The 13150-nt window shown below is 71.2% G+C and carries 11 protein-coding genes and 1 rRNA gene; 7 read left to right on the top strand and 5 right to left on the bottom strand.

Features of this window, described 5'->3' with window-relative positions:
- The first annotated feature begins 111 nt into the window (after positions 1-111).
- Entirely contained in the window at positions 112-1701 is a 1590-nt protein-coding gene (locus tag ABZ484_RS27890; protein ID WP_358868680.1) for an FAD-dependent oxidoreductase, read from the top strand.
- 170 nt (positions 1702-1871) lie between these two features.
- On the opposite strand, the gene ABZ484_RS27885 is transcribed toward ABZ484_RS27890, so the two are convergent.
- The 3 genes from ABZ484_RS27885 to ABZ484_RS27875 form a co-directional block, all read right to left on the bottom strand.
- On the bottom strand, positions 1872-2579 hold the full coding sequence (locus tag ABZ484_RS27885; RefSeq protein ID WP_358868679.1) for a phosphatase PAP2 family protein: 708 nt from the start codon (positions 2577-2579) through the stop codon (positions 1872-1874).
- A 171-nt stretch (positions 2580-2750) separates the two neighbouring features.
- On the bottom strand, positions 2751-3758 hold the full coding sequence (locus ABZ484_RS27880) for a bifunctional lytic transglycosylase/C40 family peptidase (RefSeq protein ID WP_358868678.1): 1008 nt from the start codon (positions 3756-3758) through the stop codon (positions 2751-2753).
- 90 nt (positions 3759-3848) lie between these two features.
- A complete protein-coding gene (locus ABZ484_RS27875; RefSeq protein ID WP_358868677.1) occupies positions 3849-4646 on the bottom strand; it encodes a trypsin-like peptidase domain-containing protein in 798 nt (265 codons plus the stop codon).
- Positions 4647-5093: 447 nt separating this feature from the next.
- Between ABZ484_RS27875 and ABZ484_RS27870 the strand changes: the two genes are divergently transcribed.
- The 6 genes from ABZ484_RS27870 to ABZ484_RS27845 all read left to right on the top strand — a co-directional run bounded on the left by ABZ484_RS27870 (position 5094) and on the right by ABZ484_RS27845 (position 12426).
- On the top strand, positions 5094-5402 hold the full coding sequence (locus ABZ484_RS27870) for a hypothetical protein (protein WP_014673544.1): 309 nt from the start codon (positions 5094-5096) through the stop codon (positions 5400-5402).
- 246 nt (positions 5403-5648) lie between these two features.
- On the top strand, positions 5649-6506 hold the full coding sequence (locus tag ABZ484_RS27865; protein WP_358868676.1) for a hypothetical protein: 858 nt from the start codon (positions 5649-5651) through the stop codon (positions 6504-6506).
- Positions 6496-7830 (top strand): hypothetical protein, encoded by a 1335-nt coding sequence (locus ABZ484_RS27860; RefSeq protein WP_358868675.1) that lies wholly within the window; start codon positions 6496-6498, stop codon positions 7828-7830. The genes ABZ484_RS27865 and ABZ484_RS27860 overlap by 11 nt, the downstream gene beginning before the upstream one ends.
- Positions 7827-9386, top strand: coding sequence for an SCO6880 family protein (locus ABZ484_RS27855; protein WP_358868674.1), 1560 nt, complete (start codon positions 7827-7829; stop codon positions 9384-9386). The genes ABZ484_RS27860 and ABZ484_RS27855 overlap by 4 nt, the downstream gene beginning before the upstream one ends.
- Positions 9387-9400: 14 nt before the next feature.
- Positions 9401-10825, top strand: a complete 1425-nt coding sequence (locus ABZ484_RS27850; RefSeq protein WP_358868673.1) for an ATP-binding protein — start codon at positions 9401-9403, stop codon at positions 10823-10825.
- Between the two features lie 104 nt (positions 10826-10929).
- A complete protein-coding gene (locus ABZ484_RS27845; protein ID WP_358868703.1) occupies positions 10930-12426 on the top strand; it encodes a type VI secretion protein in 1497 nt (498 codons plus the stop codon).
- A gap of 3 nt (positions 12427-12429) precedes the next feature.
- Here the strand turns inward: ABZ484_RS27845 and ABZ484_RS27840 are convergent, their stop codons facing one another.
- Positions 12430-12996: a GNAT family N-acetyltransferase gene (locus tag ABZ484_RS27840; RefSeq protein WP_358868672.1), complete on the bottom strand. Its 567-nt coding sequence runs from the start codon at positions 12994-12996 to the stop codon at positions 12430-12432.
- Between the two features lie 68 nt (positions 12997-13064).
- A 5S ribosomal RNA gene (rrf, locus tag ABZ484_RS27835) occupies positions 13065-13150 on the bottom strand; the annotation flags it as partial.

The raw sequence follows: 13150 nt of genomic DNA, 5'->3' as shown, positions 1-13150 counted from the left end.
GAAGGGCACGCGAAGGTCCCGACGGACGGGCCGCGACCGCCCGTTCCCACTTCCTGGAACCCGCCGGGCCGGGCCGTCGTCTCGGTCCACGGGAGCGACAGGAGGCACAACATGGAACGGCGTGCGTTCATCGGGGGCGGGGCGGCCGCGGTGGCCGCGCTGGCCACGGCCGCGTGCAGCGGCGGCGGCAGCGGGCCGGGCGCGGGGGCGGCCGGTACGGCCGCCGGAGCGACCTCACCGTCCTCGGGCGGGGCGCCCTCCGGCAGGGGACCGCGCACCTCCGGTGCCGCGGCCCCCGCCGACTGGACCGCGCTCGGCCGTGCCCTGGACGGCACCCTGATCCGCCCCGGCGACGCCCACTGGAGCACCGCCCACCAGCTCTACAACACCCGGTTCGACGGGCTGAAGCCCGCCGCCGTCGCCTACGTCGCCCACGCCGACGACATCCGTACGACGCTCTCCTACGCGCGCGCCCACCGCCTGCGCGTGGCCGTCCGCAACGGCGGCCACTCCTACGCCGGCTGGTCCTCCGGCGACGGCCGCCTGATCCTCGACGTCTCCAGGCTGAACCAGGTCAGGGCCAGTGGCACATCGGCGGTGGTCGGCGCCGGCGCCAAACTCATCGACGTCTACCGGGCGCTCACCGCGAAGGGCGTGACGATACCCGCCGGTTCCTGCCCGACGGTCGGCGTCTCCGGCCTGGTACTGGGCGGCGGCCACGGCGTCGTCTCCCGTGCCTACGGCCTGACCTGCGACAGCCTCACCCAGGCCACGATCGTCACGGCCGACGGCCGCCAACTGACCGTCAGTGCCACCGAGAACAAAGACCTGTTCTGGGCGCTGCGCGGCGCCGGCAACGGCAACTTCGGCGTCGTCACCGAACTGCGGTTCCGCACCCACCCCGCGCCCCAGGGGGTGTCCGCCTATCTGACCTGGCCGTGGGCGAAGGCGGCGGCGGTGGTGACGGCCTGGCAGGAGTGGGGCCCCGGCCAGCCGGACGAGATCTGGTCCTCCCTCCACCTGGAGAACACACCGGGCGGTACCCCGAGGGTGTCGGTGGCCGCCTTCTCCCTCGGCACCTACGGCGAGCTGCAGAACGCGGTGGACCGCCTGGCCGCCGGGATCGGCGCCCGTGCCGCCGGCGTCTCGCTGAACCGCCACTCCTACGAGGGCGCCATGGAGGCCTACGCCGGCTGCTCGTCCTTCCCGACCGAGCCCCAGTGTCATCTGCCCGGCCCGACACCCGGCCGCTCCCCGCAGGGCAGGCTCGGCCGCGAGACCTACGCGGCCCGCTCCGACTTCTTCGACCGGTCCCTGTCCGCCGCCGGCGTGCAGACGCTGCTGTCACAGCTCCCGTCGGTACGGGGCGGCGCGGGCAGCATCGCGCTCACCGCGCTCGGCGGCGCGGTCAACCGTGTCTCTCCCACGGCGACGGCCTTCGTCCACCGCCGCTCGCGCATGCTCGCCCAGTACATAGCGTCCTGGACCCCCGGCACGACAGGCACGAGCGCACAGTCCTGGCTCACGTCCGCCCACACCGCGATGAGGCCGTACGCCTCCGGTGCCGCCTACCAGAACTACACCGACCCCACCCTGGCCAACTGGCGCACGGCCTACTACGGCGAGGCGGCCCCCCGCCTGAAGCAACTGAAGCACCAGTACGACCCGGAGGGCTTCTTCACGTACCCACAGGGGCTGTAGCAAGCGACCCAGCTGCGGGCAGTCGTGCCCGGCCGTAGCTGCGGGCAGTCGTGCCTCCCCCGGTGCTCAACGCCTGGGAGGTACCCCCAGGCGGCACGGGTGTGCGCAGCGGCACCCGCCACGCGCGGTCAGCGCCCCCCGCACCTCAGCCCACCCTGACCCGCACCCGCTCACGCGGCCAGATCCCGCTCCTCCACGGCGGCCCGCTCATCCCCCCGCGCCCCGGCCAGCACAGCCCCCCGACGCGCCCCAGCCGGCCGAGCCCGCACGACCCACGACCCCCACCGAGTCCCCTCGACGGCCTTCAGCACGGGCGTGAGCAGGGCCATGGCGACGGGCGACAGCAGCAGCGCCACCGCCGTACCCAGCGCGAACCCGCCGACCACGTCCGTCGGATAGTGCACGCCCATGTACACCCGGCAGAACCCCTCCAGCAGCGCCAGCCCGATCCCCACCAGCCCGAACCGCCGGTTGGCCACGAACAGCGCCACGCCCATCGCCATGGTGAGCGTCGCGTGATCGCTGACGAAGGAGAAGTCGGTCTTCCCCGACACCAGCACGTCCAGCCCCTGGTGGTCCCGGAACGGCCGGGGCCGCTGCACGAACCCCCGGATGGGCACGTTCACCAGCACCGCGATCCCCGCCGCGAGCGGCGCCCACACCAGCGCCGCCACAGAAGAGGCGGCGTTCTCGCCGCCCCGCCGCCGCACGGACCACCAGCACCACACCACCAGCAGGACCATGGCGAGCAGCAGCCCGTACTCACCGACGTACTCCATGGCCCGGTCGAACCAGTGCGGCGCGTCCTTGGCCAGGCCGTTGATGTCGTAGAGCAGGTCGACGTCGGGGTTCGACCCGGATTCGGCGAGTCCAGCCATCGCGCTGCGGCCCCTTCGTCGTGTCCTTGGACATCACTGCGTCAGTACGTCGGTACGTCAACAGGAACGCACGACCCCGTTTGATACGTTCCACGGTCCACCGAATGATCACGCAGACGTTATCGAAGAGAGACACGTCGTCGCAGCTCAGGGGTGGGGTTCACGCTCGGTTCACACCGCGGTGGGGAGCGCTTTCGCGCCATCTTCGGTGACCCGGGTGGCCCCGAAGTAGTCCGGTGTGTCGATCGGGTCGAAGCGGATGACCGCCCCCGGCCGCGGCGCGTCGATCATGTATCCGCCGCCGACGTAGATGCCCACGTGCCGAATGGCCCGCGAATTGGCCGGATCGTCGGAGAAGAACACCAGGTCGCCCGGCAGCAGTTCCTCCCGCCGGGGGTGCGGACCCGCGTTGTACTGGTCGTTGGCCACCCGCGGCAGGCTGATCCCCACACTCTCGAACGCGGCCTTGGTCAGCCCCGAGCAGTCGAACCGCCCGCCCTGGTCGGCGGTGCCGTTCCCGCCCCACAGATAGGGCGTACCGAGCTTGCTCTGGGCGTAGGAGATCGCGCCGGCGGCCTGCTGCGAGGGATCGACCCGGGTGGCGGGCGCGGCGAAGCTCTTCTCCAGGGTCGTGATCGTCTTCACGTAGTTCCGGGTCTCCGCGTACGGCGGCACACCCCCGTACTTGATGACGGCGTACGCCCCCGCGTTGTAGGCCGCGAGCATGTTCTGCGAGAGGTCGCCGGGCACGTCCTTCACGTACTTCGCGAGTTCGCAGTCGTAGGAGGCGGCCGAGGGGATCGCGTCGTCCGGGTCCCAGACGTCCCGCTTGCCGTCGCCGTCGCCGTCGACGCCGTGCGTGGCCCAGGTGCCCGGGATGAACTGCGCGATGCCCTCCGCCGCCGCGGCCGACCTGGCGTTCGGGTTGAACCCGCTCTCCTGGTACAACTGGGCGGCGAGCAGGGCAGGGTTGAGGGCGGGGCACAGATTGCCCCACTTCTGCACCAGCGACTGGTAGACGGCCGGCACGGCCCCCTTGGCGAGCCGGACGGCCCCGCCGCCCACCCCGTTGACGAGGTTGCCGGCGACGACGTACACGCCGACGACGAGCAGCATCACGAAGGCGACCCCGGATCCGACGGCGGCGATCGCCACGACCCACGCCTTACGCACCGTCAACCACCCCTCGCCGCCCGGGAGTCAGTCCGTCTCGGACAGTCTAGGGTGCTACCGCGGCCGGCCCAGCGGAAACGGGCTGCGGATCGGCCCTCACGGGTCGGCGGCGGCGTCCTTGTAGAGCGCGGCCGCCTCGGCGCCGAAGACGACGCTGTACGAGGTGTCGGCCGTGGACCCGCCCTGCTCGTGCCCGCCGAGCACCCCGACCACCTGCCGGTCGCCGTTGATCCACGGGCTGCCGCTGGTGCCGCTGGTGAACTCGGGACAGTCGATGCGCTGCTGGGTACGGCTGTGCGGATGCGGCTTGTTGGTGCAGGTGATGGGCACCTCGCGGGAGTCGGGATACCCGGTGACGGTCACCGCGGTCGCCCCGGTCGCCATGCCGCTGACGAAACGGTTGCCGCCGACGACGTCCTCGATGTTCCTGCCGTCCTTCGGGGAGACCACGGCGAAGGCGAGGTCGCTGTCCTCGTCCTGGTCCCTGGACCAACCGCCGGGCATGAACTGCTTCTTGACCTGCCAGACCCCGTACGGCGCCTTGCCGTCCCGGTATCCCGGCGCGAAGAGCAGATCGGTACCGTCGGCCAGGCAGTGCGCGGCGGTGAGGACGAGGTTCCGGTTGGGGCTGTGCACGACCGACGCGGTGCAGAAGTGGCTGCCGGGGAGGTCGTCGGCCTTGTCGGCGCCGAACAGCGCCCCGATCCGCGCGCTCTGCGCGTTCTCCGGGATCACCGCGGTCACCCCGAGGGGGCCCGGACCGTCGGAGGCGGACGCGACGGAGGCGGAGGTCACCGCGATCAGCAGCAGACCGACGAACAGCGCGGAGTTCCGGGTGCGGGCGCGCGGACGTACGTGACGGGCGTGGCTCTGGATCCCTGAGATGCGCTTCATCAGGCCCCACTGTGTCCCAGGAAGGTGAGAAAGGGATCCCGACTTCACTGAGATTTTCCTGTGAAACCCCCGTTCACCGCACACTCTGCCCGGCATCGTCCCTCTTGCCCCACCTCACCGGTATGCGGCACGGCCGGCCTCCCCGCGCCCCGCCCGGAGCCGGACAGGCCGTAGGAACAGACGAGTTCGGCCGCTTCGCGACCGTCAGGGCGTGAGACCATCGACAGGGCACGCGACCACTCACCCGACCGGCCGTCAGAAGCCCTGCGGGAGCGTGAAAAGTGTGCTCGGCGTGACCTGCCGTGATACACAGAGTAACCGTACGCACGAAACCCGTCGGCAATGGCGTCAAGTCGACATACGCGGGCGTCATTGTCGGCGACAATGAGGCCTGACCTCTGCGTGCCCGCAGGGGCCCGGAACTACCCACCAGGGGCGGTGACTTACATGCTCTTTGCGGCCGACAAGGGAGACATCAACACCATCATCGGCGGGATCGCTCCGGACTGGGGCCCCTTCGGCAGCCTGGGCAACGAGGCGAAGGTGATGATCGAGGTGGTGATGGCGGTGGCCATCCTGCTCTGCCTCGGCATCGCCGTCTGGGGCGCGGCCAAGCAGCGTATCGGCGCGACGGCCCTACGGGACACCTTCAGCGCCGAACAGGGCAAGGGCCTCATCATCGCCGGCCTCACGGGCGTCTTCATCATCGGCTCCCTCGGCACCCTGTTCACCATCGTGTACGGCATGGCGGTGTAGGCCGCCGTCCTGTGCCCGGCGCACACCCGCGCATGCCGCGCACGGTGCTCCGTCCGCGCCGCCGGCCGGCCCGCCCGGGCGCGTCCGGTGCCCCCGCTGCCCCCACCCACCCACCGTGCCCACCGGCCGAGGTTGCGTTTCCCTGATGTCGAGTCACCACACCGCGCCCACGCGGGAACCAGCACGGCTACCGTCGTACTCCTACGCGTTCCGGTACGAGGTCGAGGTCGAGGGGGCGTACGGGACATGAGTCTCGGAGACGAGCACGGACACGGCGATACCGCGCGCGCCGACGACGAGCTGTACGCCGGCGGCGGGCACACCCGCACCCGGCTCCCCGAGCGCTCCACCGACCCCTACGGCGGTGCCCGCCGCGGCCCCCGCTCGTCCTCGCGCAGCCTGATCACCGTGGTCGCCGTCGTCGTCCTCCTCGTCGCCGCGATCGCCTTCGCGAACCGCGGCGGGGGCGGCTCCTCCGCCGCGGACTCCGGCGGCAGCGGCAACGACCCCAAGGCGGCCGCCACCGCGCCCACGGGCAAACGCCCGGTGACGACGAGAACGGGCGGCATCCCCTCCGGCTTCGGCCACGACGAACAGGGGGCGCAGAGCGCGGCGGCGAACTACGCCGTGACGCTCGGCTCGACGGGCATGTTCAAGAAGGACAGCCGGCACACCATCGTGGACCTCCTCTACACGCCCCAGGCCGCGGCCGGACTCCAGGGCCCCATGGACCAGGCCTACTCGCCCGGCTTCCTCGACAGGATGGGCCTGAACGCGGACGGCGAAGCCCCGGCCGGCAGGACGTTCGTCTCCCGCGTGGTCCCCGTGGGCACCACCGTGCGGCAGTACAGCGCCGACAGCGCCAAGGTAGCGGTCTGGTACGTGGGGCTCATCGGGATGTCCGGTGAGACCTCGACCGACCCGGTCACCTCGTCCTGGAAGACGTGGACGTTCGACCTGCGGTGGACGAAAGACGACTGGAAGATCGTCTCCGACACGCAGCAGAACGGCCCGGCCCCCGTCCCCGGGGACGACAAGGCCGCCACCTCCGACGAGATCCGCAAGGCCATCGAAGAGTACGGAGGGTTCACGTATGCCCGGTAGCAGGCAGCGCGCGCTCGAACTCACCGGAGTCGTGGCAGCCGTGCAGACGTCGGTCGTGCTGCTGGCGACCCGTGCCGTCGCCGCGCCCTCGCCCAGCCCGACACCGTCGCCGAGCAAGAACAACTGCGACCTCATCTTCGGCGAGGCCAAGAAGTACTGCGAACGCGGCAACGGCAGCGGCGGCGGAGGTTCCGACGCGCCCGACCCCACCTCCGCCCTCGACCCCCTCTCCTCCCTCGCCAAGGGCTGTGCCGACGCCGCCTCCTGGACGATCGACAAGCTCAGCCACGCCGTGAAGGAGACGGCCAACGTCGACTTCACGAACCAGAAGTTCCTCCAGCAGTACGCCGTCGTCTTCGCCGCCTCGACGATCCTCACCCTGCTGCTGTGGCTGCTGGCCGTGGCCAAGCGGGCCGTGCGCGGCGTACCGCTGACCACCGCGATCTCGGAGGCGGTCGGCTTCCTCTGGCTGACCGTGCTCGCCTCCGCCTTCACCCCGCTGATCCTCTACACGGTCGTCTCGGCCGCCGACGGCGTCTCCGACGTGCTCGCCAAGGCGACCGGGGACCAGGCGGACACGTTCTTCGGCACGTTCTCCGCCGCGCTCGGCAAGGGCAACGAGATCGGCGGCGGCCCGATCATGCTGATCGTCGTCTCCCTCGTGTCGATCCTCGCCGCCGGCGTGCTCTGGCTGGAGCTCGTCATCCGCGCCGCGCTGCTCTACGTCGGCGCGCTGCTCGGTACCGTCGTCTACGCGGGACTCGTCGACAAGAACCTGTGGGGGCACGTCCGCCGCTGGGCAGGCATCATGATCGCGGTGATCCTGGTCAAGCCGGTCATCGTGATCGTGCTCGGGCTCGCCGGCGCCCTGTCGTCGGACGACAACGGCCCGGGCGCGTTCTCCGCCGTCGTCTCCGGCCTCGCCATCATCCTGCTCGCCATCTTCGCCAGCGCGATGATCTACCGTTTCGTCCCCGGCTTCGGCGACGAGATCGCCGCCGGCCGCAACAACCGCATCATGCAGGGTGCCGAGGGCAAGGCCGCGGCCGTCATCAGCTCCCCGGCCACCCTGGTCGCGCAGGGCATCAAGACCCACAGCACCCGGGCCGACAGCAACGGCGCCGCGGCCGGCCACACGCCCGGACCCCGACCGGCCAACCCCGTCTCCGGTGGCGTCGCCGCACACAGCACCCGCGTCCCGGACGGCGGCGGATCCGTCCCCTCCGCCGCACCCGCTCCCCGCGCACCCAGCCCGGTGAACACTCCCCACGCCAGCAGCAGCCGCAACAGCAGTACCAACCGCACGGGAGGTGAAGGGCGTTGACGACCGAGTCCCACATGTCCCATACGGTCACGCCCCGCCGTACATATCTGATCGGCCGCGCCCGGCCGAACGCGATCATCGGCCGCAACCGCGAGACCGGCGAGATCGCGCTGATCGTCGCGGGCGCGTTCATCGGCATGATGTGCGGGCTGCTCGTGCCCGTGCTGCCCCTGCGGATCGTCCTGCTGACCGGCTTCCCGCTGCTCGCGCTGGCCGCGGTCTACGTGCCGTACCGGCACCGCACCTTCTACAAGTGGTTCGAGATCAACCGCAGCTACAAGCGCACCGTGAAGCGGGGCGCCGCCTACCGCTCGGGCGTGATGGAGGCCGGTACGCGCATCGACGGACGGGAGATCGAGATCGGGCCGCCCCCCGGGATCGGCCGCATCACCTGGCTGGCCGCGCCCTTCGGCCCCGACGAGATCGCCGTACTGCTGCACGCCGACCGCAAGACCGTCACCGCCGCCATCGAGATCGAGGGCCCCGGCGTCGGGCTGCGCGACTCCGAGGACCAGGAAGCCCTCGTCGACCGGTTCGGCACCCTGCTCAAGCACGTCGCCAACGGCGACGGCTTCGTCACCCGCCTCCAGATGCTCGCCCGCACCCTGCCCGCCGACCCCGACGCCCACGCCAAGGACGTCGCCCAGCGCGGGGACGAGCGCGCACCCGTGTGGCTGCGGCAGTCCTACGACCAGCTCCAGTCCATGGTGTCCACCAGCAGCGAGCAGCACCGCGCCTACCTGGTCGCCTGCATGCACCACAGCCGCGAACTGGCCGCCGAGGCGGGCGCCATGGCGCGGGCGGCCCGGGCGCAGTCCGGCCGCAGACTCGACCGGGACGCCGGTCTCGCCGTCGTCATGGCGCGCGAGCTGACCGACATCTGCTCCCGGCTCCAGGAGGCCGACATCCGCGTACGGCAGCCGCTCGGTCAGGGGCGGCTGGCCTCGCTGGTCCACTCCATGTACGACCCGGACCACCCGATCGACCACATCCAGGCGATGACCCAGCGCAACGCCTGGCCGGCCGAACTGGACGCCATGGAGCCGACGTACCTCCAGGCCAAGACCCGCGAGTCCGCCACCCGCGAGCCCTGGTGCCACGCCACCGCGTGGATCAAGGAGTGGCCGATGACCCCGGTCGGCGTCAACTTCCTCGCCCCGCTCCTCGTCCACACCCCGGACGTCATCCGCACCGTCGCCGTCACGATGGACCTCGAACCCACCGAGGTCGCCATCGAACGCATGCTCACCGAGAAGACCAACGACGTCGCCGAGGCCAGCCGCGCCGCGAAGATGAACCGCACCGTGGACCCGCGCGACGTCCAGGCCCACCACCGTCTCGACCAGCGCGGCGAGGACCTCGCCAGCGGCGCCGCCGGCGTCAACCTGGTCGGCTACATCACCGTCTCCGCCCGCACCCCCGAGGCCCTCGCCCGCGACAAGCGGACCATAAGGGCCTCGGCCGGAAAGTCGTACCTGAAACTGGAGTGGTGCGACCGCGAGCACCACCGCGCCTTCGTGAACACGCTCCCGTTCGCCACCGGAATCCGACGGTAGGGGCTGATGCTCTGATGCGGGACCCGCTGACCGCACTCACGGACGCCTTCACGTCCTTCCTGTTCGGGAAGGTCGAGACGACCCGACTGCCGGTGCGCACCTCCACGGGACAGGCCCAGGCGGTGTACCTGCCCACGGCCGCGCCCGGCCTCGGCGACTCCGGCGTCATCATCGGCCGCGAGGTGTACTCCGGGAAGGGCTACATCTACGACCCCTTCCAGCTGTACGGCCAGCAGCTCCCCGCCCCGCACTGGCTGGTCCTCGGCGAGTCCGGCAACGGCAAGTCGGCGCTGGAGAAGACGTACGTCCTGCGCCAGCTGCGTTTCCGCGACCGCCAGGTCGTCGTCCTGGACGCCCAGGGCGAGGACGGCGTCGGCGAATGGAACCTCATCGCCGAGGAGCTGGGGATAACTCCCATCCGGCTGGACCCGACGGCCGCCCTCGACCACGGCATCCGGCTCAACCCCCTGGACCCGGCGATCACGACGACCGGGCAGCTCGCCCTGCTCCGCACCATCATCGAGGTCGCGATGGGGCACGGCCTGGACGAGCGGTCCGGCTTCGCGCTCAAGGTCGCGCACGCCTACGTCAACGAGACGATCGTGGAGCGCCAGCCGGTCCTGTCCGACATCGTCGACCAGCTGCGCCACCCCGAGCCGGAGTCGGCCGAGGCGATGAACGTGGCCATCGACGACGTACGGGCGTGGGGCCTGGACGTCGCCCTGGTCCTCGACCGTCTGGTCGACGGCGACCTGCGGGGCATGTTCGACGGACCGACGACGGTCGGTATCGACCTGGACGCCCCGCTGATCGTCTTCGACCTGTCCCACATCGACCGCAACTCCATCGCCATGCCGATCCTGATGGCGATCGTCGGCGTGTGGCTGGAGCACACCTGGATCCGCCCCGACCGCAAGAAGCGCATCTTCCTGGTCGAGGAGGCCTGGCACATCATCAACAGCCCGTTCGTGGCACAGCTGTTCCAGCGGCTGCTGAAGTTCGGGCGCCGGCTCGGTCTGTCCTTCGTGGCGGTCGTGCACCACCTGTCCGACGTGGTGGACGGGGCGGCGGCGAAGGAGGCGGCCGCGATCCTGAAGATGGCGTCGACCAGGACCATCTATGCCCAGAAGGCCGACGAGGCGCGGGCCACGGGCCGGGTGCTGGGCCTGCCCCGGTGGGCGGTGGAGATCATCCCGACCCTCACGCCCGGCATCGCGGTGTGGGACGTCAACGGCAACGTCCAGGTCGTCAAACACCTGATCACCGAGACCGAACGGCCGCTGGTCTTCACCGACCGCGCCATGACGGAGTCCGCCAGCGACCTCGCCGTCGACGACGCCCTGCGCGCCGCCGAACTGGAGGCCGAACAGCGCGCGGCGGCCTTCATGGAGCAGCACGTCCCCGATCTGGGCGGCTCCTCCGAGTCGACGGTGGCGTAAGGGGGCGCACGAAGGTGGGACCGAACGACCGCTACCCGAGACAGCAGGGCCGGGGGCACGAGCAGGGACAGCCGGCGCAGGGCCGGAGGGACGGCCAGGGCGGCATTCCGGACGGCCTGCTGGTCGGCCTCCTGGCCTTCCTCCTCGGCATGACCCTGCTGGTGTGGACGGCCACGGGCCTGTCCGGTCTGTTCGCGCACGGCGCCTGGCCGTCCGGGGTCACCTTCACCCGTACGCCCCTGGCCATGCGCCACCTCGTCGGCGAACCGCACGACGTCCCCGGCGCCTGGCCGGACACCCCGGCCGGGCAGCTCTCCGGGTACGGGCTGTTCTGGGGCCTGTTCATCGGCCAGCTGATGGTGCTGTTCGTGCTGACGGTGTTCGTGATGGGCACGGTGGCGAGATGGCGGGCCGGTCGGGCGAGGAGACGGGCGGAGCAAGCGGCGGCCAGGGAGCCGTGGGAGGCGCCCGTTTCCCCGGTCCCCCACGAGGTCCCCGCGCAGAGGACGGTCCCGGAGCCCGTACCTCAGCCCGCACCACAGCCCGAATCGCAGCCCGGACCACATCCTGGAACGCAGCCTGGCCCGCAGGCCGGTCTTCAGCAGCCGCCGCTCGCGCCGCACCGGCAGCCGAACCCGGCGCCCGAATCCCATGAACCGGTGTTCACGGGCGGCCGCAGGACCACGGTGTTCGTGGCACCGCGTGAGGAACGGCAGACGACCGCCGCCCAGGCGATCCGCGACGCGGTCGGTCCGGCCCTCGTGGTCACCTCCAACCCCGCCCTGTGGCAGGAGACCAAGGACTCCAGGGCCAAGCTCGGCCCGGTCCTCCTCTACGACCCCGGTCACCTCTGCGACACCCCGGCCCGGCTCCACTGGTCGCCCACCAGCGGCTGCGAGGACAAGGAGACGGCGGTCGCGCGAGCGGACGCCCTCCTCGCCCCGGTCCGCCCGACGGCCAGGATCGACCAGGCGGTGAGCGACACCGCACACACGCTTCTGCGCAGCTATCTGCACGCCGCCGCCATCGACGGCCGCACCGTCCGCCACGTCCACCGCTGGTCGCAGGGAGGCCAGCTCCAGGAGGCCGTGCGGTCCCTCCGTACGAACCCCAAGGCGGCGTCGGGCTCCGCCGGCGAGCTGGAGGCCGCGCTCACCTCGCACCCGGAACGTCGCGACATCGCCCTGGAGCTGACCGGCCGGGCGCTGGCCTCACTCGTCATGGTGAACATCCGGGAAGCCTGCACACCCAACCGAAGTGATGCGCTCGCCTTGGATTCCTTCGTGAACGAGGGGGGAACGCTTTACGTGGTGGGGGAATCCATCGAGGATCCCCGCACCAACCCGGGCGCGATGCCGCTGCTGACGGCACTCGCCGCAAGCGTGGTCGAGCGCGGCCGGCGCATGGCCGAACGGTCATCCTCCGGTCGGCTCGACCCACCACTCACGCTCGTCCTGGACGACGTGGCCGCCGTCGCCCCGCTGCCCCAGCTCCCCGGACTGCTCGCCGACGGAGCCCAGCGCGGCATGCCGACCCTGGCCCTGCTGCGCTCCCGGGAACAGGGCCGCGCCCGCTGGCCGCACGACGAGCTTCCGGCGTGAGCCTCAGGGGCGCTCGAGCACGTACTCCAGCTCGGTCTCCTCGGGGCGGGCGCTCAACGGCACGGTACGCCCGGTGGGCTCGAAGCCGACCCTGCGGTAGAACCGCTGCGCCCGCCCATTGTCCTCGTGCACGATCAGCCGGACCCGTTCGGCATCCGCGTTCCACGCCCACTGGAGGGCCTCGTCGAACAGCACCTCGGTCAGCCCGCACCCGCGGTGCTCCGGCCGTACGTACACGCCGACGACGTGTCCCTGCCGCCGCTCGACGGGGAACCCGGCCCAGTCCGTCGTGCCGGCCCGTTCCAGAAGCATCGTGACGGTCCCGGCCCACTCGCCGTCCGGTCCCTCCGCGATGAACGTCCGGGCCTCGGTCGCGCCCACCGCGGCGTTGGTCGCCCGGTCCTGCCAGAAGGAGTCCGGCCGGGCCACGGCGTCGTCGTACGTCTCCAGGAACGCGAGAGGGGCCATCGGGTCCTGTAGGGCGAGGAGACGCAGTGCCTTCATCGTCGGCCACTCCTCGGCGCGTATGGCGCGGACCACGAACTTCTCATCGCTGTCGGGGCTGCTCATGGGCCCACGGTAGTCCAGCAAAACGAAAAGGCCCACGCCTTTTCGGCGTGGGCCTTTTCTGAAGAATTGTTCGGCGGTGTCCTACTCTCCCACAGGGTCCCCCCTGCAGTACCATCGGCGCTGTGAGGCTTAGCTTCCGGGTTCGGAATGTAAC

The sequence above is a fragment of the Streptomyces sp. NPDC006393 genome, assembly GCF_040628575.1.
Lineage (GTDB): Bacteria > Actinomycetota > Actinomycetes > Streptomycetales > Streptomycetaceae > Streptomyces.
The sequence above is the reverse complement of the archived record's forward strand: the minus strand, read 5'-3'. Positions and strand labels throughout refer to the sequence as shown.

Coding starts and splice junctions, on each gene's coding strand:
- ABZ484_RS27840 (WP_358868672.1), bottom strand. CDS start 12,996: ATGAGCAGCCCCGACAGCGATGAGAAGTTCGTGGTCCGCGCCATACGC.
- ABZ484_RS27870 (WP_014673544.1), top strand. CDS start 5,094: ATGCTCTTTGCGGCCGACAAGGGAGACATCAACACCATCATCGGCGGG.
- ABZ484_RS27865 (WP_358868676.1), top strand. CDS start 5,649: ATGAGTCTCGGAGACGAGCACGGACACGGCGATACCGCGCGCGCCGAC.
- ABZ484_RS27890 (WP_358868680.1), top strand. CDS start 112: ATGGAACGGCGTGCGTTCATCGGGGGCGGGGCGGCCGCGGTGGCCGCG.
- ABZ484_RS27875 (WP_358868677.1), bottom strand. CDS start 4,646: ATGAAGCGCATCTCAGGGATCCAGAGCCACGCCCGTCACGTACGTCCG.
- ABZ484_RS27850 (WP_358868673.1), top strand. CDS start 9,401: ATGCGGGACCCGCTGACCGCACTCACGGACGCCTTCACGTCCTTCCTG.
- ABZ484_RS27860 (WP_358868675.1), top strand. CDS start 6,496: ATGCCCGGTAGCAGGCAGCGCGCGCTCGAACTCACCGGAGTCGTGGCA.
- ABZ484_RS27885 (WP_358868679.1), bottom strand. CDS start 2,579: ATGGCTGGACTCGCCGAATCCGGGTCGAACCCCGACGTCGACCTGCTC.